Below are 20,130 nucleotides of genomic sequence, written 5' to 3'. Positions count from 1 at the left end.
CACCCCCTCAGGCATGGAAGATGTGGCGCCGGATGGCCGCCACGTTGGAGAAGATCCGGATGCCCAGCACCACGATGACACCGGTGGACAGCTGCCCGCCGACGCCGAGCTTGTCGCCGAGGTAGACGATCAGCGCCGCGATCAGCACGTTGCTGACGAACGACACCACGAAGACCTTGTCGTCGAAGATCCCGTCGAGGAAGGCGCGGAGCGCGCCGAAGACGGCGTCGAGCGCGGCGACCACCGCGATGGGCAGGTACGGCTCGAGCCAGAGCGGCACCTCGGGCCGCAGCAGCAGGCCGAGGACGATGCCGACGAGCAGGCCGAGTCCGGCGATCACCGGGCGGTCCCCGGGGTCGCGAAGCGCAGGTTCGGTTGGTTAACGGCTGGCAATCTCAGTGACTCCTCGGATGTCATGCGGAACTGCAACCCGTAGGTGGACTGCAGGGTGAGCCAGTCCTGCCCGTGGGTGGTGTCGACGAAGCGGCCGGGGATCGTGTCGGGGTTGCCGACCGCGAGGACGGTGTACGGCGGCGCCAGGGACTTGAAGTTCACGGTGATCGCGGACCCGGCCACCCGGATGGCACTCAGGTTACTGAGCCGCTGGCCGTTGATGGAGATCGCCTCCGCGCCGGACCCCCACAGCGCGTTGACGAGCTTCTGCAGGTCCTCGTCGAGCACCTGCTCCTGCGGGCCCGTGGCGCCGGGCGCGTCGTCGACCACCACCTTCACGCCGGGGCCGGTGACGGGGACGGTTCCGGCGCGCACGCTGAGCCGGGTCAGCCTCGAGGACAGCGCCCGACCCCGGACCGTGGCCTCCAGGAACCGGGACTGGAGTGAGTCCACGTCGGTCCGGAGCTCCTCGATCCGGTCGCGCCGGCTGTCGACCTGGGCGTTGCGGCGCTGCACCTGGGCCACCAGCGACTCGCGGCCCTGGGCCACGTCGGAGGCGTTCCGCGCGGTCTGCACCGCGGCGGTCACCGCCAGGAGGCCGAACAGCCCCATCGCCACCAGGGCCGCGACGCCGGGCCGGACCGGCTTGCGGGCCGGGTCCTTCTGGGCCCGCTCGGCGACGTGCGCGTAGTCCTCGTCCATCGAGGTGGCGGTGACGTAGTCGAGCAGGCCCATCCGCACCTGCGGCGGCGCGCTGGTGTCGGAGGGGTCGGCGGGCGCGGTCGCGCGGGACGTCGTACCGCTGCCCTGGTCAGCCTGCATCGAGTGTCGGTGCCCTCCGGTCGTGGTCGGCGAGGAGCTTGCGGACCTGCCAGGCGTAGAGCAGGCCCGCCCACCAGTACAGCCCGGTGCCCCAGATCGCGAACGCCCATCCGAACACGTCGGCGAGCGTGGCGAGGGCCCCCTCGCCGTCGCCGAGCAGCAGAAGGGGGAAGGCGTAGAGCAGGTTCGCGGTGGCGGCCTTGCCGAGGAAGTGCACCGGGAGGGCGCTGTAGCCGCGGGTGCGCAGGAAGGGGACGAGGCCCCAGAGGAACAGGTCGCGTGCGGGCAGCAGGACGGCCAACCACCACGGGATGATGTCGCGCCAGGCGAGGCCGAAGACGACGGCCAGGATGTAGAGGCGGTCCGCGACGGGGTCGAGGATCTCGCCGATCTTCGAGGTCTGGTGCAGGCGTCGCGCGAGGTACCCGTCGAGGTAGTCGCTGATGCCGGAGAGCAGGAGGACGCCGAGCGCCCAGCCGTCGGCCTCCGGCCCGAGGACGAGCCACAGGAACAGCGGCACGCCGAAGAGCCGGACGATGCTGATCACGTTGGGGATCGTCAGGACCCGGCTGGTTTCCACCAACGCGTCGCCCTGCTGGTTCACGTACTCCCCTTGTCCGAGCGCCTGTACTGACGCGTTCACCTTATCCGTCCGCAGTCGGACGGACGGGGTGACGTCGCCGTGTGCCGCCGCCGGAGGGCGACGCGACGCGGACCTCACTCGGGGACGGGCGGCTCAGCCCTGGCGCAGCGTGCTCCCGCAGCGCGGGCAGTGCGAGCGCGAGCAGATGTCGAGGTCCTGCCCGCAGCGGCACTTGCCTGCCGAGGCCGGACGGCGGACGGCCGCCTTGGCGCGGTTGCCACGAACGGACCCGGTGGCCTTCTTGGTGATCACGGTGCTCTCCCTGCCATGTGAACCAGTGCCCCACTAGGGCACCATCAAATTCGGCAGGAGCCGTGCAGATCGGCCGAGATTCGTACCGAAGAAAGTAAAACCCCCCAGAAGGACTAGGCAGGAACCGCCCGACTGTCCCGTCACCTCGGCGGCGTGGCGGCTGGACTGGTTCTTCGGGGCGCCGCGTGTCAGGTCCCGGTGGTGTGCCAGCTCCACTGCGCCGCGGACTCGTCGGTGTTGCCCGACAGGTCCGTCGCCCGCACCGCGAGCGCGTGCCAGCCCGCGTCGAGGTCGTCGATCTCCTCGCCGGACTCGCAGGGCTCGAAGTCCCCGTCGTCCACGCTGCAGGCGAACGTGGCGGGCTCGTCGGCCGCGAACTCGAACACCGAAGCGCCCCGGTCCACCGGCCCGCTGACGATGCTGGTCACGGGCGCGGTGACGTCCTCCGGGGTGCGGGTGGGTGCCGGGTCGCCGGACGTCTCGCCCGTCGGGCTCGACGACTCAGCGGGCGAGGACGTGGGTACGGCGCTCTCCGCGACGCCCTCGAGCGGCGCCGCCGGGTCGACCGCGTCCGGGGACACCTCGGGTGCCGGCGCGGCAGGCGTCTCCGGCGCGGTGGTCTCGGAGGACGACTCGGTCGGCTCCGCGTGCGGGGTGGCGGGGGCCAGCTTCGGCGCGGACGGCGCGGCGTCCGTCGTACGGGTGGGCTCGGCCGGAAGCGAGGACCGCCCGGCGCTCCGGGAGACGCTCGGTTCACTGCGCACGGGGTCCGCGGCCGCGTCCACCACCGGGCCGGAGTCCTCCTCCACCAGGGCCGCCGAGGCGATGGCCCCGCCTCCGAGGAGCAGCACGGTGACGGTCAGGGCCGGCACCATCCACCGCGGAGAGCGGTCGAGCACGGAGGCCGGCACCAGCCGGTGAAGGTGGTCCATGAGCGGTCGGCGGGCGCGGTGGCGCATGCGTCGTTCTCCCGAGAGGCGGTGTGGCCGGCTCTCCCCCGAGGGCGTGCTGCCGGCTTCGGCAGCGCCCGACGCTAACAGGCATATCGCCCAGTGTCACCGTGCCGGGTGCGACCCAGCCCACTTCGGGCACCGGACACAACGGGTTCCAAAAAGGTGTAACTCTCAGTTACATTCAATGTGACATAACGCCGATGAAGGGGGCGCGATGACGGACACGACACCGTCGGTCGGCACGGGTCGGGGGTGGGAGCGGCTGCGCGGGGTGGCCCGCCAGCTGACCACCCCGCTGCACCCCGACGACTACCTCTCGATGGTCAACCCGCTGTGGTCGGCCCGCGAGCTGCGCGGCCGGGTCGAGCAGGTGGTGCCGGAGACCGACGACGCGGCGACCCTGGTGATCCGTCCGGGCTGGGGATGGTCCTTCCAGCACCACGCCGGTCAGTACGTCGGCATCGGCGTACAGGTCGACGGCCGCTTCCACTGGCGCTCGTACTCCCTCAGCTCCCCTCCGCTGCACGACCGGAGGACGATCACGATCACGGTGCGCGCGATGCCGGAGGGGTTCCTCTCCGACCACCTGGTCCGCGGCCTCGCGCCGGGCACCATCGTCCGGCTGGCCGCGCCCGCCGGCGACTTCGTGCTGCCGAGCCCGCCCCCGGCGCGGATGCTGTTCCTGGTCGGCGGGAGCGGGATCACCCCGGTGATCTCCATGCTCCGCACGCTCGACCGGCGCGGCACCGTGCCCGACGTGCTGCTGGTGTACTCCTCGCCCACCCCGGACCGGATGATCTTCCGCGACGAGCTGCAGGCGCTCGCGGTGCGCCACGACGGGTTCCGCCTGCACGAGCAGCACACCCACGTCCAGGGCATGTTCGACCTCGAGAACCTCGACGAGGTCTGCCCGGACTGGCGGGACCGGGAGACCTGGGCCTGCGGCCCGGCGCCGATGCTGGACGCGGTCGAGGACTTCTGGGACCGCGCCGGCCGACGCGAGCAGCTGCACGTCGAGCGCTTCTCGCTCGACCTCGGTGGCGACGGCGGCGAGGGTGGCACGGTCACCTTCGCCTACACCGGCAAGCAGGTCGAGGCCGACGGCGCCACCACCCTGCTCGAGGCCGGCGAGCAGGCCGGTGTCGGCATGCCCTACGGCTGCCGGATGGGCATCTGCCACACCTGCACGCTCACCCTCGCCTCCGGCCGGGTCCGCGACCTGCGCTCCGGCGAGGAGCACCACGAACCGAACGAGAACATCCAGACCTGTGTCACCGCGGCCTGCGGTGACGTCACGCTCAACATCTAGGGAGAAGCCGCATGGCCATCTCAGACGTCAAGGAGTACACCCACCTCAGCGAGGCGGAGGTCGAGGAGCTCGGGCGCGAGCTCGACGCGATCCGCGCCGAGATCGAGGCCTCGCGCGGCGCCGCCGACGCGGCGTACATCAACCGCATCATCACCATCCAGCGCCGGCTCGCCGCGGCGGGCCGGATCACCCTGTTCGCCAGCAGGTTCCCGCCCGCGTGGGTCGCCGGCACGCTGATGCTCGGGGTGGCCAAGATCCTCGAGAACATGGAGATCGGGCACAACGTCATGCACGGTCAGTGGGACTGGATGAACGACCCCGAGATCCACTCCAGCAACTGGGAGTGGGACACCGCCCAGCCCGCCGAGCAGTGGAAGCACTCGCACAACTACGTGCACCACCAGTTCACCAACGTGCTCGGCTACGACAACGACATCGGGTACGGCATCCTGCGAATGGCGCGTGAGCAGAAGTGGCACCCGGCCAACCTCGGGCAGCCGGTCTACAACACGCTGCTCGCGCTGCTGTTCCAGTGGGGCGTCGCGCTGCACGACCTCGACCTCGAGGCGATCCGCAAGCGCCGCAAGGACCCCAAGGAGATGAAGCGGCAGCTGCGCCAGATCGGCCGCAAGATCCGGCGGCAGATCGGCAAGGACTACGTGGTCTACCCGCTGCTGAGCGGTCCCGCGTTCCTCTCCACGCTGAAGGCGAACGCCACCGCGAACCTGATCCGCAACGTGTGGTCCTACATGATCATCTTCTGCGGGCACTTCCCCGACGGTGCGATGCACTTCACCGAGGAGGAGATCGAGGACGAGACCCGCGCCGAGTGGTACCTGCGGCAGATGCTCGGGTCGGCGAACTTCGAGGGCGGCCCGCTGCTGCACGTGATGAGCGGCAACCTCGGCTACCAGATCGAGCACCATCTCTTCCCCGACCTGCCCAGCAACCGGTACGCGGAGATCTCGGTGAGGGTCCGCGCGCTGTGCGAGCGGTACGGCATCCCGTACACCACCGGTCCGCTGCACCGGCAGTACGGCCAGGCGTTGCGAACGATCTGGAAGCTCTCCCTGCCCAACGGGATGACCAGCGAGCCGGACCCGACCCCTCCCCCGCGCCGGCTCCCCCGACGGCGGCTCACTGACGCCGAACGGCCGGTACGGCGCCTGGAGACCGGCAGCTGGTCGCGGCGGTCGGCGTGACCGTGGACCGCGACGCCAGGTCGACCGTGCCGCTGCCGGCCGATCTGGCGGACCGCCCGACGGACCCGCGCCGCGGGGTCCCGGTGCCGTTCGTCAGCGACGCCGAGGACGGCACCGTGGAGATCGGCCGGGTCGTCAAGAAGCGGGCGATCCGCTGCGCCCTCAGCCGGATCTGCGGACTGTGCGGCATCTCGCTGGAGTGGGGGGTGACGTTCGTCGGCTCGGCCGAGGAGGCCGAGGCCAACGCGTTCCACTACCCGCCGCTGCACCGCGGGTGCGCGGAGGCGGCGCTGCGGCTCTACCCGGCGCTGGGCGAGCCGGTGCTCGGGCAGCCGGCGAGGGTCGACACGTGGGCGCTCGTCGTCACCGGTGGCTTCGAGCTCGAACGCCCCGCAAGCCGGCAGGGCGACCAGCGGGTGGCCTTCCACGCCAACGCGGTCTCCGAGGACCTGCGGCTGCCCGGCTGACCGGTTCCTCCGGCTCAGCCGCGACCGGCGGGTCGCCCGGGGCGCGAGGGCAGGTGGGCGCGCGCCCGGGTGACCAGGGCACGCGGGTCGTCGGTCCGGAAGGTCAGTCCGGTGACCACCCGGTCACCCTTGGGGGGTCACCGCCCGGGCGTAGCCGAACGGCTCCACCCCGGGCGCCAGGCCGTGGGTACGTCGGGCCACCCAGCGGAACAGGCTGCGGCAGAGCCGGAGCTCGAACACGACACCACGGCGCACGAGCCTGACGACGCTCCGGAGCAGGTCAGGCATGGCGGCGAAGAGCAGGGCGGCGGCTCGCTCAGGCCCCGGCTACGGCGAGCCGGACCGGGCCGCTGTGCTCGACGGCCGCCCTGATCCGCTCGACCAGGGCCGGGTCCATCGGCGGCAGATCGGTCACGGGGAACCAGCCGACCTCGACCGACTCGTCGTCGGCGACGTGCGCCGCGCCGTCGACGTACCGGCACCGGAACGTGTGGTCGAGGTACTGGGCGTGGTCGCCGTTGGCGTGCACGGTCGGGTCGGTGACGTTCACCCAGACGAGGGCCTCCACCCGGCAGGAGACCCCGGTCTCCTCGGTGACCTCGCGGACCGCGGTGTGCGCCGGGTGCTCACCGGGGTCGACGATCCCGGTCACCGGTGCCCAGCGGCCGTTGTCGGAGCGGCGGACCAGGAGCACCTCGTCTCGGTGGAGCACCACCGCGGTCACGCCGGGCAGCCACAGCAGGTCGTGGCCCACCTTCTCGCGGAGACGGAGGACGAAGTCGGGGATCGGCACCGGCCCACCGTACATTTCGCCCCGGACCCGCGCGCTCAGCCGCGTCTGTGCCCGGTGAGCAGCAGGTACTCCCACTCCATCACCGTGTGGTCCGGGCCGCCGACGTCGTGACGCCGGGCGAGCTCGGCCAGGTCACGGTCGAGCGCGGCGACCCGGTCGGGGCCCTCGGCGATCGCGCGGTAGACCGCGATCGTCGGCCCGTAGTTGGCCTTGAAGTAGTCCCGGAAGTCTTCGGGCCGGGCGAAGTGGTCCACCCGGACCGTCCGGCGACGTGCCACGACCTCGGTGACCCGGTCGCCGAGCAGATCCCGCACGTGCGCCTCGCTCCCCCACAGCGGCGGCGGCTGAGCCCCGGGGGGCGGCGGGGGCGCGTACGGCTTCATCGTCGCGAACATCTCGCCGATGAAGCCTTCGGGGGTCCAGCTGAGCAGGCCGATCGTGCCGCCCGGACGGCAGACCCGGGTCAGCTCCCGGGCCGCGTCCTCGTGGTGGGGCGCGAACATCACCCCGACGCAGGACAGCACCACGTCGAACTCGCCGTTCGTGTACGGCAGGTGCTCGGCATCCGCCTCCTGCCAGTCGACCTCGACGCCGCGCCGCGCGGCCAGCACGCGCCCCGCCTCGAAGAGCTCGGGTGTCAGGTCGCCGGCGACGACGCTCGCGCCGGTCGCCGCCGCGGGGATCGCCGCGTTGCCGCTCCCGGCGGCCACGTCGAGCACCCGGTGGCCGGGTCCCACTCCGCTGGCCCGGACCAGGGCCTCGCCCAGGTCCGGGATGATCTCCGTCGCCACCGCCGGGTAGTCGCCCAGCGCCCACATGGCACGGTGCTTGGCCTTCAGGGCCCGGTCGGCGACCGGTGCCTCCAGCTGTTCGGTCATCTCTGTTCTCCTCGATCCTCGTGAAGGGGCCTTGGTCTTCGACGGTAGGAACGAGAGGTCACCGGTTCCTAGTACGGGATCTGTACCGGCACGTCCGAGGACGCGCACCCAGGCGGGGCTCGAGCGGTGCCTTCGCCTCTGGCTGCGCAGGCGGGGCGGCTCTACCCTGCAGAGCATGGGCGCGTCCTACCACCAGTTCTGTCCGGTCGCGAAGGCGATGGAGCTGCTCGACGAGCGGTGGACCCTGCTCGTGGTCCGCGAGCTGGTGAGCGGGACCGAGCACTTCAACGACCTACGCCGGGGCCTGCCCCGGATGTCGCCCGCGCTGCTGTCCCGGCGGCTGCAGCAGCTGGTCCGGGCCGGCGTCGTCGAGCGCCGGGTGGCCGGCAACGAGGTGCGCTACGTGCTCACCCCGGCCGGTCGGGAGCTGCGCCCGGTGGTCGAGGCGCTCGGCGCGTGGGGCATCCGCTGGATCGGCGAGCTCGGCGACGAGGACCTCGACCCGAAGCTGCTGCTGTGGGACATGCACCGCCACATCGACCGGGACGCCGTACCGCCCGGCCGTACGGTCGTCTCGTTCCGGTTCCCCGACGCTCCCTCGGAGCTCCGGAGCTGGTGGCTGGTGATCGACCCGGACGAGGCCGACGTGTGCGACCTGGACCCGGGCTATCCCGTCGCGGTGACGGTGACCGCCGGCCTGCGCAGCATGGTCCGCGTGTGGCGTGGTGACCTGACCTGGCCCGACGCGCTGCGTGCCGGGTCGGTGGAGGTGCAGGGGCCGGAGACGCTCCGGCGCGCCGTACCGGGGTGGTTCACCCTCTCCGGCTTCGCCACCGTGCCGCGCCCTGCTGTGCCGGTGGGTACGGCGACCTGACCGGAGGGCGGACTGTCGGGTCTGGACCGGTTTCGGCCGTGTGCTTCACACGGGCGGTCCATGGGTAGATGTGCCTCCGTGAACCACTCCCCTCGGGCCACGGCGGAGGCCGTTGGCGAGCACGTCGTCGACGTCATCCACGAACTGAAGCCCCGCATGCGCGGCTGGCTGCATGCGGCGACCGCGCCGATCAGCCTCGTCGCCGGTGTTCTCCTCGTCGCGTTCTCCCCACCGGGCGTACCGCGGATCGGTGCGCTGGTCTTCGCGGCGTGCGCGCTGACCCTGTTCACCGTCTCCGCGACCCTGCACCGCGGGGGCTGGTCCCGCCGCACCGAGATCGTGCTGACCCGCCTGGACCACGCCAGCATCTTCCTGCTGATCGCCGGCAGCTACACCCCGTTCGCGCTGCTGCTCCACGGCCAGGACCGTGTGCTCCTGCTCACGCTCGCCTGGGGCGGTGCCACGCTCGGCATCGCCTTCCGGCTGCTCTACCCGGGCGCGCCGCGCTGGCTGTACACACCGATCTACATCGCGCTCGGCTGGGCCGCGGTCTTCTTCCTCGACGAGTTCCTGAGGTACGCCGGCGCCGCGGTCGTCGTCCTGATCGCCCTCGGCGGCCTGCTCTACACCCTCGGCGGCATCGTCTACGGGCTGCGCCGGCCGAACCCGATCCCGCATCTGTTCGGCTTCCACGAGGTCTTCCACGGCCTCACCGTGATCGCGTTCGCCGCGCACTACGCGGGCGTGTCGATCGCGACGTACTCCCTGCGCTGACGCGGAGCCCGCACGGCGTCGCACCGGGCCGACCGGTCGGACGTGCAGTCGGCGCCGTCCGGACCAGGCCTCGAGCGTGCGGTCGTGCCCGGTGCGCCCCGAGTGCACGTCGTCGTGGTCGTGAACGACAGGCAAGTTTTTCCGACCTGCCGACGTTTCCGGGGCTGCGGGGCGCCACGGTTCGGTACCTTCAGCCTGAGGGCCGTGAGGAGGATCACTCCGGGCGGTCCCGGGCAATGCCGCGGACTGAACGCCCGCCGCGACGAGGGAGGCAGCCATGACCCGTAGAACGCACCTGCTGATCGGCGCCGGACTGGGCCTGTCGGCCCTGGTCCTGTCCGCGTGCGCGGCACCCACCGAGGAGCGCGGCGACGGCGGCGACGCCGGCGGAGGCAACGGGGTCTCGGCGGCGCAGGCCACCTCCGCCGAGGACTTCGGCAGCATGGAGGACCTCGTCAAGGCGGCACAGGAGGAGGGTGAGCTCAACGTCATCGCGCTCCCGCCGGACTGGGCCAACTACGGCGAGATCATCGACACCTTCGCCGAGAAGTACGACATCACGGTGAACTCGGCCCAGCCCGACGCCGCCAGCCAGGACGAGATCAACGCGGCCAACCAGCTCGAGGGCACCGACCGGGCGCCCGACGTGTTCGACCTCGGCCAGTCCGTGGCGCTCGCCAACACCGACCTGTTCGCGCCGTACCAGGTCGAGACCTGGGACACGATCCCCGACGAGTTCAAGGACGCCGACGGCACCTGGGTCAACGACTACGGCGGCTTCATGTCAATCGGCTACGACTCGGCCGAGGTCCCCGAGGTCAGCACGCTGGACGACCTGCTCGGCAGCGACTTCCGCGGCAAGGTGGCCCTCAACGGTGACCCGACCCAGGCCGGCGCGGCCTTCAGCGGCGTGGTGATGGCCGCGGTCGCCAACGGCGGCTCCCCGGACGACATCGCACCGGGCGTCGAGTACTTCCAGAAACTGAGCGACGCCGGCAACTTCCTCCCGGTCGACCCGACCCCGGCGACGGTGCAGTCCGGCCAGACGCCGGTCGTCATCGACTGGGACTACCTCAACGCCTCGCTGACCAAGGACGTGCCCACCTGGAAGGTCGTCGTTCCCGAGAACGCCGCCATCGCCGGGTACTACTTCCAGGCGATCAACGCCGATGCGCCGCACCCGGCCGCCGCGCGGCTGTGGCAGGAGTTCCTCTACTCCGACGAGGGGCAGAACCTCTGGCTGAAGGGCGGCGCGCGCCCGGTGCGGGCCGACGCGATGGCCGAGGCCGGCACGATCGACCAGGCGCTGTACGACGCCCTGCCCGACGTGGCGGGAGAGCCGGTGATCCCGACCAACGAGCAGACCGAGAAGGCGGCGGCGTACCTCGCCGAGAACTGGGCCAAGGTGGTGGGCTGAGCAGATGACCGCTGACCCGGAGACCTCGGAGTGAGCCGACGTACCGCGCTTAGCCCGTCCCTGGCGCTGCTTCCGTTCCTGGTCTACCTGACGATCTTCCTGCTCGTCCCCACGGTCACCGTGGTCGTGGGGGCGTTCCAGGAGGACGGCAGCTTCTCCACCGCGAACATCGAGGCCCTGTTCAGTGAGGCGGCGCTGCGCACGCTGTGGAACAGCGTCGTGCTGTCGGCGACCACCGCGGTCATCGGGGCGGTCCTCGGCGCCCTGCTCGCCTACCTCGTGGTCACCGCTCCCCCGACCTCCCTGCTCCGCCGGGTGGTCGTGTCCGTGTCGGGGGTGCTGGCCCAGTTCGGCGGCGTGACGCTGGCCTTCGCCTTCATCGCCATGCTCGGCTTCTCCGGCGTCGTGACGGAGCTGCTCCGCTCCGCCGTCGGCGTGGACATCTTCGGGTCCGGCTGGCTCTTCGGCCTGCCCGGGCTGATCCTCGTCTACACCTACTTCCAGATCCCGTTGATGGTGATCGTGTTCCTCCCCGCTCTGGAAGGGCTGCGCCCACAGTGGCGGGAGGCCGCGGTGAACCTCGGCGCCACCACCTGGCAGTACTGGACCCGCGTGGCGGTCCCCCTGCTGCGGCCGGCGTTCCTGGGCGCGAGCCTCCTGCTGTTCGCGAACGCGTTCGCCGCCTACGCGACGGCGGCGGCGCTGGTGAGCCAGGGCAACCCGATCGTGCCGCTGCTCATCCGCGCCGCGCTGACCAGCGAGGTGCTGCTGGGCCGGCAGAACCTCGCCTTCGCCCTGGCCTTCCAGATGATCGTGGTCGTGGCCGTGGTCATGACCGCGTACGCGCTGCTGGTCCGGCGTACGTCGAGGTGGTTGCGGTGAAGCCGTCGTACACCTGGCGCGTCACGCGCGTCGCGCTGCTGCTGCTCTTCGGGGCGTTCTTCCTCGTCCCCTTGCTCGCGATGCTCGACTTCAGCACGCGCGATCTCGGGGGCGGCCGGAGCGGTGAGGCGTGGCTCGACCTCGTCCGCGACCCTGACCTGTCCGCGGCGATCATCACGTCGCTGCTCCTCGCGCTGCTCACCGTGGGGGGCATGCTGGTGCTGCTCGTCCCCACGATGATCTGGGTCCGGCTGCGGGTCCCCCGCGCGACCAGGCTGGTGGAGTTCCTGTGCCTGCTCCCGCTCACCATCCCGGCCCTCGTGATCGTGGTGGGCATGCGCAACGTCTACTCGTGGGTGAACTACCTGGTCAGCGACTCGGTGCTCACCCTCACCTTCGTCTACGTCGTCCTGGTGCTGCCCTACTCCTACCGGGCGATCGACGCGGCGTTGTCCGGCATCGACGCGGTGACGCTGTCCGAGGCCGCCCGTTCCCTCGGTGCCGGGTGGTTCACCGTCATCGGCCGGATCGTGGTCCCCAACATCTGGTCCGGCGTGCTCTCCGCCGCGTTCGTCTCGGTCGCCCTCGTGCTCGGCGAGTTCACGATCGCTTCCCTCACCAACTACGAGAACCTCCAGGTGGTCATCGCCCTGCTCGGCAAGAGCGAGGCACGCACCTCCGTGGCGGCCTCCGCGGCGGCGCTGCTCTTCGCGTCCGTGCTGCTGATGGCCCTGTCGTACGTCGGGCGTGGCCGCCGCGCCCGGAAGGAGAACCTGACGTGACCTCGCCCCAGGGCCCCGGCGCGGAGGTCGTCCTCGACGGCCTCTCCCGCCACTACGGCAGCGTGCACGCGCTCGACGGGCTGCACCTGACCATCGAGCCCGGGGAGATGGTCGCGCTCCTGGGCCCCTCCGGCTGCGGGAAGACGACGGCACTGCGGATCCTCGCCGGTCTCGAGCGTGCCGACGAGGGCCGTGTGCTGGTGTCGGGGCAGGACATCAGCGACGTGCCCGCCAACAAGCGCGACATGGGCATGGTCTTCCAGGCGTACAGCCTCTTCCCGCACATGACCGTGCTCGAGAACGTCGGCTTCGGCCTCAGGATGCGCGGTGTCGGGCAGCGCGAGCGCCGCGCACGCGGCCTCGAGGTACTCCAGCTGGTGGGACTCGGGGACCAGCGCGACCGCTACGCCCACCAGCTCTCGGGTGGCCAGCAGCAGCGGGTGGCGCTGGCCCGCGCCCTCGCGGTCGAACCGTCGGTGCTGCTGCTCGACGAGCCGCTCTCGGCCCTCGACGCGAAGGTCCGGACCCAGCTGCGCGAGGAGATCCGCCGCGTCCAGATGGAGGTCGGCCGCACGACGGTGTTCGTGACCCACGACCAGGAGGAGGCGCTCGCGATCGCCGACCGGGTCGGTGTGATGTCGAACGGCCGGCTGGAGCAGATCGCGCCGCCCGAGGAGCTCTATGCGCGGCCCCGGACGCGCTTCGTGGCCGAGTTCGTCGGCCTCACCAACCGCCTCGACGCGGCGGTCGACGGCTCGACCGCCCGAGTCCTCGACTGCACGGTGCCGCTCCTCGACGGATCGGTCGCCAGCGGCCCGGGCCTGGCGCTGGTGCGTCCGGAGGCGCTGGAGGTGCGCCCCGAGTCGGACGGGAACGCCGCGGTGGCGTCGAGGTCCTTCCTCGGCTCGGTCTCCCACGTCACCTGCGACCTCGACGGCGGGCCGGAGGTCACGGCGCAGACCTCGAGCGCACTCGCGGCCGAGCTCGCGCCGGGGACCCGGGTCCGGGTCTCGGTCGCCCCCTCGCCGGTGCTCGTCGTCCCAGCGGGGTAGCCCGGGCCGGTCGACCAGGCGGCAGGATCAGCGGGACGACACGGGGGCGGACTCGGAGGGGACCGGCTCGGTCGAGCGACGCGACCAGTAGCTGGCCAGCACCGAGCCCGACACGTTGTGCCAGACCGAGAAGATCGCCGCCGGCAGAGCAGCCGCCGGGTTGAAGTGCGCGGTGGCCAGGGCCGCGGCCAGTCCGGAGTTCTGCATGCCGACCTCGATGCTGACCGCGCGCTTCCCGGGCTCGTTCAGCCGGAAGCCTCGGGCGATGGCGTACCCCAGGGCGTAGCCCAGGAGGTTGTGCAGGACCACCGCGACCACCAGGACCACGCCCACGGTCAGGAGCGTCGAAGCGCTGGCCGCCACCACCGCCATCACCACCGCGGTGATGCCGATCACCGAGACCAGGGGGAGGGCGTCGAGGACGCGCTCGATCGGCCGGGGCACGAACCGCCGCAGCAGGAAGCCCACGGCAACCGGCGCCACCACGATCTGCAGGATCGACACGAACAGCGCCGCTGCGTCGATGGGGAGGAACTGGCCTGCCAGGGCGAGGACCAGGACCGGCGTCAGGAGTGGGGCGAGCAGCGTCGAGACCGAGGTCATCGCCACGGACAGGGCGGTGTCGCCGCGGGACAGGAACACCATCACGTTCGAGGCCGTCCCGCCGGGCGCACAGCCCACCAGCACCATGCCTGCGGCCAGCTCCGGTGACAGCTGCAGGCCCGTGGCGATCCCCCATGCGAGGAGCGGCATGACGACGTACTGGGCGGTCACCCCGAGCAGCATGGCTCCCGGCCGCCGGGCAACGATGGCGAAGTCGCCGGACTGCAGCGTCATGCCCATCCCCAGCATGATCAGCGCGAGCAGGTCACGCGTCACGGTGATGCCGCTCGGCGCCCGCTCCCGGCCCTAGGGCACGTCGAGGGTGTGGGCGCCGCGCAGGGCCTTCGTCGCGAGGTAGCGTCCGTTCACCGCGGACAGGTGCACCGCTGTCGGGACCCGCTCGGTCACGGTCACCCCGAGGCGGTCGAGCTGCGCGGCCTTGTCCGGGTTGTTGCTCAGCAGGGCCACCCGCGCGAACCCCAGCGCCAGCAGCATCTGCGCCGCGACCGTGTAGTCGCGCTCGTCCTCGGCGAAGCCGAGCGCGAGGTTGGCCTCGTAGGTGTTGAGGCCCGCGTCCTGCAGCGCATAGGCGTCGAGCTTCGCGTACAGGCCGATGCCCCGCCCCTCCTGCCGCAGGTACAGCAGGAACCCACCGGCGTCCGCGATGCGCTCGACGGCTTCACGCATCTGCGGGCCGCAGTCGCATCGCTGGCTGCCGAAGACGTCGCCGGTGAGGCACTCGCTGTGCGGCCGGACGAGCGGAGGTGGACCTCGGTGCGCGTCAGGGCTGCACCCACCGACACGGTCACCGAGACCGAGGGCGAGATGCTCCAGGCCGTCGGCCAGCCCGTCGAAGGTGAACACGCGCGCGGTCGTGGCGTACCCGTCGGTGAACCGGAGCGGCACCGTCAGCTCCGTGCGGATCGTCGCCACGGGCAGACTTCGCGGCATCGGGCCTCCTCGATCAGTCCGTGCGGAACCGCGCCGACAGCGCGTACCGCAGCAGCACGACGTCACCGATCCGGCGCACCTCCGCGAGCGTCGCGCGCCGGTCCGGGTTCCAGGGGAACCGGCCGTCGCCGACGAACCGCCGGGCTCGTGAGTCGCCGACGAACAGCGGCGCGACGACCAGGTGCAGCTCGTCGGCGAGGTCGTCGGTCAGGAACTGCGTGTGCACCGTTCCGCCCCCCTCGACCATCAGCCGGTGGACGCCTCGGGTGTGGAGGTCCTCGCTCAGCCGTCGCATGTCCACCGGCTGGCCACCGTCGACCACTGTCGCGACCTTCCCGAGCCGGTCCCGGGCCTCGGACACCGTTGCGCTCGCGCAGTAGACCAGCTTCTCGGTGTTGCCGGTGGCGAAGAAGTTGGCGCAGGCGTCGAGCTGCGCACGCCGGGTCACGGTGACCTTGATCGGCGTGGGCCGGAGCCCCCGGGCGACTCGCTCGTCCCGCCGCGCCTGGGCCCTGACCAGCAGCCGCGGGTTGTCGTTCCGGACGGTGGCCGCACCGACGAGGATCGCGTCGCTGTCGGCGCGCACCGCGTCGACGCGGTCGAGGTCGGCGTCGTTGGAGAGCACCAGCCGCTTCCCGGTGGCGCTGTCGAGATACCCGTCGATCGACATGCCGCAGCTCAGCAGGGTGTAGGGACGGTCAGCCACCGGCGGCCCCTTCCGGACAGGCGGTGGCCGTCGGGCGCCACCGGCGTGGGTCCTCCGCGCCCCGGGCAGGCGGGTCCCGATGCAGCGACGCCACCAGCAGTACGACGGCGCCGGGCAGAGTGGCGACGAGCACCATGACGCCGTACACCACGGAGGTCGCCACGCCCTGGGCCGCGCCCAGTCCGGCCACGCCGAACGCCCACGCGGCCACGCCCTCACGCGGGCCCCACCCGGCGATGTTGGTGGGCACTCCCGCGGCCAGCAGCACGAGGACCGCCAGCGGCAGCATCCGGACCGTCGACGCGACCGATCCCGCGGCCCGCGCCGCGATCAGGAAGGTCATGGCGTGGCCGACCACGACCAGGACCGAAGCCAGGACGATGCCGGGCCACGCCCGTCTCGCCAACAGCCCCTCGCGAAGATCCGTCGCCGCCGCCCGGACCGTCCGCGCCCGGAGAGAAGTCCCGACGCCGCGAGGGTGAGCCCGACCCAGGAGAGCGAGGGCCAGCACACCCGTCCCGACCGCGACGGCGACGAGCGGCATGGAGGAGCGCACCGGCGACGGCAGCAGGAGCAGCACGACCACCGCCAGCAGGACCTGCACGACCTGCCCGGCGGAGCGTTCCCAGGCGACGGCCCGTAGCCCACGGCTCAGATCACCGACGGCGCGCCCGTGGCGGACGGCGCGGTGCACGTCCCCGAGCACGCCGCCGGGCAACGCCGAGTTGAGGAACTGCGACCTGTAGTAGGCGGGGACCGCCGCCCGCAGCGGCAGGGCAGCTCCGAGGCCCCGGGCGATCAGGCTCCACCGCCAGGCGCAGCACGCCGTGGTCAGCACCGCGATGCCCGTCGCCGCCGCCAGTGACCACCCGTCGACCCTGCGGACGCCGTCCAGGAAGGGGCCGGTGCCCAGCCGCCAGACCAGGACGGCGAGGATCGCCGCGCCGCCCAGCAGGCGCGCCCACGTCCACCGCGTCCGACTCATCCCGGCCTCCGATCGCCTCGATGCAGGTGTCGATGCGGGTGCACGCGCCCCCGGTAGGCGTTCTCCTGCCTGAGGTGACGTACGGGCCCAGCACCTGCCCGGTTCATCGGCGCGCGGGAGATCATCCCGGGAGGGCCAGCAGGTCGTCGTGGTGGACGGTGACCTCCAGCCGGCCGGCAGCGGCTTCCGCCAGGCGCCATCGCACGTAGGGTCCGGCCGCGGCGGTCAGCTCGGGGCGCTGCTCGCACACCGCGTCCACCCAGCCGGACAGCCACTCCCCCGCCAGCGCGGCCTGGTCGGCGCCGAGCCGCCACGGGCTGGGCCGGACCAGGACCTCGGCACCGAGCCGCGTGAAGGCCTCGACCGCCGCGCCGACCGCGTCCGGACCGAGCAGGCGCCGCCCGTCGACCGTGCGACGCTGGTGGGCGTTGAACGCGTCGACCAGGCACTCGTCCAGCGGATCGGCCGGCACGAGGTCCACACGACCCACCACGGAGATGGTCAGCAGGGCGGCGCAGCCCACCTCGACACAGGCCGCGACGACCCGGTCCAGCTCGTCCGCGGTCAACATGTCGAGCAACGCCGAGGCGGTGACCAGGGACGCGCCGGACAGGTCGGCCGTGTCCAGCCTGGTGACATCGCGCCGCCGGGTCCGGGCGGACACCGGGCCGCCGTCGGCGCCTGCGGCGGGCATGTCCGCGGCGGCGTGCGCGAGCAGGGCGGCTTCCCGGTCGAACAGGAGCCACTGCTGTGTCCCTGACAGGCGCGGGGCGAGCCAGCGCGCCATCGACCCTGTGCCGCAGCCGAGGTCGCAGACGACCACGTCGCGGTCGGCCGCCAGCGTCCGCCCGGTCCGCTCGACGAGGTCGGCGGCGCGGGCCTCGGCGTCGGCCCGCTCCCGCAGTGCCAGCCATGCGGGGGTGACCCGGGCGGGCCCGGCGGTCACGCAGCCACCCCGCCGAGGACCCGGGAGATCTGCCGCGAGGTGTCCGCCCAGCCCGGCAACGTCTCCCGGCGCTGCCGGGCCGCGTGCCGGCAGCGCTGTCGCAGTCCTGCGTCGCTGAGCCACCGGCGCAGGGCCGCCGCGAGAGCCGCGGGGTCACCGGCGGGCACCAGCAGGCCGGGACGGACCCCGTCGGCGCCGTGACCGAGCGCCTCCGGAACCCCGCCGACCGCCGTGGCGACGACGGGGAGACCACGCGCCAGCGCCTCGGTGACCACCATCCCGTACGTCTCGGCCCGCGAGGCCAGCACCAGCGCGTCCGCCGCTGCGTACGCGGTGGCGAGGTCGGTGCCCGTGCGCGGCCCGGCGAACCACACCCGGTCGTGGATTCCGTCGTCGCGGGCCCGGCTGGCCAGACGGCCGACGAAGCCGGGGTCGCGGGCCAGGGTGCCCAGGCACGCGCACCGCCACGTCAGGTCGGCGATGGTGGCCAGCGCCGCGAGCAACACGTCGTGCCCCTTCTCCGGCGTCACCGCCGCGACGCAGAGCAGCTCGCCGCCGGCCGGCGTCCCCGGCGCGAGCTCGGCCACGTCGACGCCGGGCTCCGCGACGTGGACCCGGCCCGGCTGCAGCGCGTACCGGTCGAGCAGCCGGCGCCGGGTCCACGCGCTGGTCGTGACGACCGCGGCGGCGGCGGACAGGACCGCGCGCTCGTCGGCCCGGACATCGGTCGCCACGCCACCCGGCCGCCCGCCACCCAGCGGCATGTGCACGAGGACGACCAGGGGCAGCCGGGCCGCCTCGGGCACCAGCACCTCCGGGACGGTCGAGGCGACCAGCCCGTCGAGCAGCACGACGGAGCGGTCCGGGATCCCCGCGATCTCACGTGCCAGGCCGGCGCGCGCCGCCGTGTCCGGCCTGGGCCACTCCCCTGCCACGCCGTGCTCGTGAACAGCCCAGCCGAGCGCGCCGAGACCGCCGCAGATCCTGCGGTCGTAGGTGTTGCCGCCGCTCGGTCGCGCCGGATCGTCGATACCGTCGGGCACGATCACGTGCACGGCGGTCACAGCGGCCGCTCGTAGCTGGCCGACGCGACGTGTGACTCGCGCAGCGTGACCGCGATCCCGGCCAGCCCGCGCGCGCCCTCGCCGAGAGCGCCGGCACGTGCCCGCTCGGCGAGCCGGTCGGCGATCACCTGGGCCAGCGCCTCGGTGGAGGTGTTCATCCCGGCGAAGGCGGGCTCGTCGTCGAGGTTGCGGTAGCCCAGCTCGCCGACGATGTCGTGCAGCGCGCCTGCCGACCGTCCGATGTCGACCACGATGTTGTCCGCGTCGAGGACCGCCCGCCGGAACGTCGCGTCGACCACATAGGTCGCGCCGTGCAGACGCTGTGCGGGTCCGAAGACCTCGCCGCGGAGGCTGTGGGCGATCATCATGTGGTCGCGGACGGTCACGCTGAACATGCATTCATCCTTCGTCGTAGGTGACGGTGTGGCAGAGCGCCGGCAGGCTCCCGTCCGCCAGCCGGGGCATGACGTCGGGCAGCTCGTCGAAGCGGGACGTGCCGGTGAGCAACGCGTCGAAGGCGGGGTCGCGCAGGAGCTCCAGGGCGAGCGCCCGCCGCTGGGCAGCGGTGCGGCGACCGCGCCGGGCCGCGGCCACCGCGCCGACCTGGCTGGCGCGGATGCGCAGGCGCCCCGAGTGGAAGGCGCCCCCGAGCTCCAGACGTGTCACGGCGTCGCCGTACCAGCTGAGCTCGATGACCGTGCCCTCCGCGACGAGCAGGTCGAGCGACTGCTGGAGCCCGGCGGACGTCGCGCTGGTGTGCACGACGAGGTCACGGCCGCCGGTGGCGTCGGCGGGGAGGGCGAAGTCGACGCCGAGGGCGGCAGCCACGCCGGCTCGGGTGGCGTCGACGTCGACGAGGGTCGTCCGTACGCCGGGCACCCGGGTCAGCAGACGCGCCACGCAGCAGCCGACCATGCCGGCACCGACGACCGTGACCCGGTCGCCGAGCAGCGGTGCCGCATCCCACAGGGCGTTGACGGCGGTCTCCACGGTGCCGGCGAGCACCGCTCGCTCCGGCGGCACGTCCTCAGGCACGAGGACCACGGCATCGGCCGGGACCACGTAGGCGGTCTGGTGCGGGTACAGGCAGAACACGCTGCGACCGAGAAGCTCCGGCGGGCCGTGCTCGACCACGCCGACGCTGAGATAGCCGTACTTGACCGGCCCGGGGAAGTCGCCCTCCTGGAACGGCGCTCGCATCACGGCGTACTGGCTGACCGGGACCCCTCCCCGGAACACCAGCGTCTCGGTGCCCCGGCTCACCCCGGAACGCAGCGTCCGTACGAGGACGTCGCCGGGGCCCGGCTCGGGCAGCTGGGCCGGTCGGATCTCGCCCACCCCCGGTTCGCGCAGCCAGAACGCGAACGCGTCACCCCTCACCG

At 72.5% G+C, this 20,130-nt stretch carries 25 protein-coding genes; 9 read left to right on the top strand and 16 right to left on the bottom strand.

The features are described 5' to 3' along the window. Positions 1-7: 7 nt before the first annotated feature. The 5 genes from K1X13_RS00395 to K1X13_RS00375 form a co-directional block, all read right to left on the bottom strand. Positions 8-340 carry a small basic family protein gene (locus K1X13_RS00395; RefSeq protein ID WP_221023083.1) on the bottom strand — a complete coding sequence of 111 codons (333 nt, stop codon included), beginning with the start codon at positions 338-340 and terminating at the stop codon, positions 8-10. Continuing rightward, positions 337-1,215: a DUF881 domain-containing protein gene (locus K1X13_RS00390; protein WP_221023082.1), complete on the bottom strand. Its 879-nt coding sequence runs from the start codon at positions 1,213-1,215 to the stop codon at positions 337-339. The genes K1X13_RS00395 and K1X13_RS00390 overlap by 4 nt, the downstream gene beginning before the upstream one ends. Further along, positions 1,205-1,798: a cardiolipin synthase ClsA gene (gene clsA / locus K1X13_RS00385; RefSeq protein ID WP_225914578.1), complete on the bottom strand. Its 594-nt coding sequence runs from the start codon at positions 1,796-1,798 to the stop codon at positions 1,205-1,207. Before clsA ends, K1X13_RS00390 begins: the two co-directional genes overlap by 11 nt. 153 nt (positions 1,799-1,951) lie before the next feature. After that, entirely contained in the window at positions 1,952-2,110 is a 159-nt protein-coding gene (locus K1X13_RS00380) for a hypothetical protein (RefSeq protein WP_221023080.1), read from the bottom strand. 188 nt (positions 2,111-2,298) lie between these two features. After that, on the bottom strand, positions 2,299-3,042 hold the full coding sequence (locus tag K1X13_RS00375; RefSeq protein WP_221023079.1) for a hypothetical protein: 744 nt from the start codon (positions 3,040-3,042) through the stop codon (positions 2,299-2,301). Between the two features lie 235 nt (positions 3,043-3,277). Between K1X13_RS00375 and K1X13_RS00370 the strand changes: the two genes are divergently transcribed. The 3 genes from K1X13_RS00370 to K1X13_RS00360 are packed head-to-tail and all read left to right on the top strand — an operon-like array spanning position 3,278 to position 6,041. After that, positions 3,278-4,372, top strand: coding sequence for a ferredoxin reductase (locus K1X13_RS00370; protein WP_221023078.1), 1,095 nt, complete (start codon positions 3,278-3,280; stop codon positions 4,370-4,372). An 11-nt stretch (positions 4,373-4,383) separates the two neighbouring features. Continuing rightward, complete coding sequence (locus tag K1X13_RS00365) at positions 4,384-5,574, top strand: fatty acid desaturase family protein (protein WP_221023077.1); 1,191 nt, start codon at positions 4,384-4,386, stop codon at positions 5,572-5,574. Then, the gene (locus tag K1X13_RS00360; protein WP_221023076.1) at positions 5,571-6,041 is read left to right on the top strand and encodes a hypothetical protein; all 471 of its coding nucleotides are present in this window, start codon (positions 5,571-5,573) and stop codon (positions 6,039-6,041) included. Before K1X13_RS00365 ends, K1X13_RS00360 begins: the two co-directional genes overlap by 4 nt. A 123-nt stretch (positions 6,042-6,164) precedes the next feature. Here K1X13_RS00360 and K1X13_RS00355 read toward each other — a convergent pair whose 3' ends face one another. The 3 genes from K1X13_RS00355 to K1X13_RS00345 are packed head-to-tail and all read right to left on the bottom strand — an operon-like array spanning position 6,165 to position 7,712. Next, on the bottom strand, positions 6,165-6,329 hold the full coding sequence (locus K1X13_RS00355) for a hypothetical protein (RefSeq protein ID WP_221023075.1): 165 nt from the start codon (positions 6,327-6,329) through the stop codon (positions 6,165-6,167). Positions 6,330-6,357: 28 nt separating this feature from the next. Then, positions 6,358-6,834, bottom strand: coding sequence for an NUDIX hydrolase (locus tag K1X13_RS00350; protein ID WP_308249306.1), 477 nt, complete (start codon positions 6,832-6,834; stop codon positions 6,358-6,360). 35 nt (positions 6,835-6,869) lie between these two features. Then, positions 6,870-7,712 (bottom strand): class I SAM-dependent methyltransferase, encoded by an 843-nt coding sequence (locus K1X13_RS00345; protein ID WP_221023073.1) that lies wholly within the window; start codon positions 7,710-7,712, stop codon positions 6,870-6,872. Between the two features lie 175 nt (positions 7,713-7,887). Here K1X13_RS00345 and K1X13_RS00340 point away from each other — a divergent pair, with 175 nt between their 5' ends. The 6 genes from K1X13_RS00340 (at position 7,888) to K1X13_RS00315 (ending at position 13,493) form a co-directional block, all read left to right on the top strand. Further along, positions 7,888-8,586: a winged helix-turn-helix transcriptional regulator gene (locus K1X13_RS00340; protein WP_221023072.1), complete on the top strand. Its 699-nt coding sequence runs from the start codon at positions 7,888-7,890 to the stop codon at positions 8,584-8,586. Positions 8,587-8,664: 78 nt separating this feature from the next. Continuing rightward, the gene (trhA, locus tag K1X13_RS00335) at positions 8,665-9,360 is read left to right on the top strand and encodes a PAQR family membrane homeostasis protein TrhA (protein ID WP_308249305.1); all 696 of its coding nucleotides are present in this window, start codon (positions 8,665-8,667) and stop codon (positions 9,358-9,360) included. Between the two features lie 277 nt (positions 9,361-9,637). Beyond that, positions 9,638-10,777 carry an ABC transporter substrate-binding protein gene (locus K1X13_RS00330; protein WP_221023070.1) on the top strand — a complete coding sequence of 380 codons (1,140 nt, stop codon included), beginning with the start codon at positions 9,638-9,640 and terminating at the stop codon, positions 10,775-10,777. Positions 10,778-10,807: 30 nt separating this feature from the next. Beyond that, positions 10,808-11,659, top strand: a complete 852-nt coding sequence (locus K1X13_RS19510) for an ABC transporter permease (protein ID WP_221023069.1) — start codon at positions 10,808-10,810, stop codon at positions 11,657-11,659. After that, entirely contained in the window at positions 11,656-12,441 is a 786-nt protein-coding gene (locus tag K1X13_RS00320; RefSeq protein WP_221023068.1) for an ABC transporter permease, read from the top strand. Before K1X13_RS19510 ends, K1X13_RS00320 begins: the two co-directional genes overlap by 4 nt. Beyond that, complete coding sequence (locus K1X13_RS00315) at positions 12,438-13,493, top strand: ABC transporter ATP-binding protein (RefSeq protein WP_308249304.1); 1,056 nt, start codon at positions 12,438-12,440, stop codon at positions 13,491-13,493. The genes K1X13_RS00320 and K1X13_RS00315 overlap by 4 nt, the downstream gene beginning before the upstream one ends. Positions 13,494-13,520: 27 nt before the next feature. Here K1X13_RS00315 and K1X13_RS00310 read toward each other — a convergent pair whose 3' ends face one another. The 8 genes from K1X13_RS00310 to K1X13_RS00275 all read right to left on the bottom strand — a co-directional run bounded on the left by K1X13_RS00310 (position 13,521) and on the right by K1X13_RS00275 (position 20,128). Then, the gene (locus K1X13_RS00310; protein WP_221023067.1) at positions 13,521-14,372 is read right to left on the bottom strand and encodes a bile acid:sodium symporter family protein; all 852 of its coding nucleotides are present in this window, start codon (positions 14,370-14,372) and stop codon (positions 13,521-13,523) included. A 30-nt stretch (positions 14,373-14,402) separates the two neighbouring features. Further along, positions 14,403-15,047: a GTP cyclohydrolase II gene (locus K1X13_RS00305; protein ID WP_221023066.1), complete on the bottom strand. Its 645-nt coding sequence runs from the start codon at positions 15,045-15,047 to the stop codon at positions 14,403-14,405. 13 nt (positions 15,048-15,060) lie between these two features. After that, positions 15,061-15,753: a RibD family protein gene (locus tag K1X13_RS00300; protein ID WP_221023065.1), complete on the bottom strand. Its 693-nt coding sequence runs from the start codon at positions 15,751-15,753 to the stop codon at positions 15,061-15,063. Then, positions 15,746-16,738 carry a lysylphosphatidylglycerol synthase transmembrane domain-containing protein gene (locus K1X13_RS00295; RefSeq protein WP_221023064.1) on the bottom strand — a complete coding sequence of 331 codons (993 nt, stop codon included), beginning with the start codon at positions 16,736-16,738 and terminating at the stop codon, positions 15,746-15,748. The genes K1X13_RS00300 and K1X13_RS00295 overlap by 8 nt, the downstream gene beginning before the upstream one ends. Before the next feature lie 121 nt (positions 16,739-16,859). Further along, positions 16,860-17,684, bottom strand: a complete 825-nt coding sequence (locus tag K1X13_RS00290) for a methyltransferase domain-containing protein (RefSeq protein ID WP_221023063.1) — start codon at positions 17,682-17,684, stop codon at positions 16,860-16,862. Continuing rightward, a complete protein-coding gene (locus tag K1X13_RS00285) occupies positions 17,681-18,748 on the bottom strand; it encodes a glycosyltransferase family 4 protein (protein WP_308249303.1) in 1,068 nt (355 codons plus the stop codon). Before K1X13_RS00285 ends, K1X13_RS00290 begins: the two co-directional genes overlap by 4 nt. Continuing rightward, entirely contained in the window at positions 18,745-19,143 is a 399-nt protein-coding gene (locus K1X13_RS00280; RefSeq protein WP_221023062.1) for a 6-pyruvoyl trahydropterin synthase family protein, read from the bottom strand. The genes K1X13_RS00285 and K1X13_RS00280 overlap by 4 nt, the downstream gene beginning before the upstream one ends. Before the next feature lie 4 nt (positions 19,144-19,147). Beyond that, positions 19,148-20,128 (bottom strand): zinc-dependent alcohol dehydrogenase, encoded by a 981-nt coding sequence (locus tag K1X13_RS00275; RefSeq protein WP_308249302.1) that lies wholly within the window; start codon positions 20,126-20,128, stop codon positions 19,148-19,150. Positions 20,129-20,130 lie beyond the last annotated feature (2 nt).

The organism is Nocardioides jiangsuensis (assembly GCF_019679455.1).
In the GTDB taxonomy this organism is placed as follows: domain Bacteria; phylum Actinomycetota; class Actinomycetes; order Propionibacteriales; family Nocardioidaceae; genus Nocardioides_C; species Nocardioides_C jiangsuensis.
The sequence above is the reverse complement of the archived record's forward strand: the minus strand, read 5'-3'. Positions and strand labels throughout refer to the sequence as shown.

Excerpts from the sequence above, each read along its gene's own strand:
- K1X13_RS00390 (WP_221023082.1), bottom strand. The coding sequence starts at position 1,215 with ATGCAGGCTGACCAGGGCAGCGGTACGACGTCCCGCGCGACCGCGCCC.
- K1X13_RS00375 (WP_221023079.1), bottom strand. The coding sequence starts at position 3,042 with ATGGACCACCTTCACCGGCTGGTGCCGGCCTCCGTGCTCGACCGCTCT.
- K1X13_RS00370 (WP_221023078.1), top strand. The coding sequence starts at position 3,278 with ATGACGGACACGACACCGTCGGTCGGCACGGGTCGGGGGTGGGAGCGG.
- K1X13_RS00365 (WP_221023077.1), top strand. The coding sequence starts at position 4,384 with ATGGCCATCTCAGACGTCAAGGAGTACACCCACCTCAGCGAGGCGGAG.
- K1X13_RS00355 (WP_221023075.1), bottom strand. The coding sequence starts at position 6,329 with ATGCCTGACCTGCTCCGGAGCGTCGTCAGGCTCGTGCGCCGTGGTGTC.
- K1X13_RS00345 (WP_221023073.1), bottom strand. The coding sequence starts at position 7,712 with ATGACCGAACAGCTGGAGGCACCGGTCGCCGACCGGGCCCTGAAGGCC.
- K1X13_RS00340 (WP_221023072.1), top strand. The coding sequence starts at position 7,888 with ATGGGCGCGTCCTACCACCAGTTCTGTCCGGTCGCGAAGGCGATGGAG.
- K1X13_RS00330 (WP_221023070.1), top strand. The coding sequence starts at position 9,638 with ATGACCCGTAGAACGCACCTGCTGATCGGCGCCGGACTGGGCCTGTCG.
- K1X13_RS00305 (WP_221023066.1), bottom strand. The coding sequence starts at position 15,047 with ATGCCGCGAAGTCTGCCCGTGGCGACGATCCGCACGGAGCTGACGGTG.
- K1X13_RS00295 (WP_221023064.1), bottom strand. The coding sequence starts at position 16,738 with ATGAGTCGGACGCGGTGGACGTGGGCGCGCCTGCTGGGCGGCGCGGCG.
- K1X13_RS00280 (WP_221023062.1), bottom strand. The coding sequence starts at position 19,143 with ATGTTCAGCGTGACCGTCCGCGACCACATGATGATCGCCCACAGCCTC.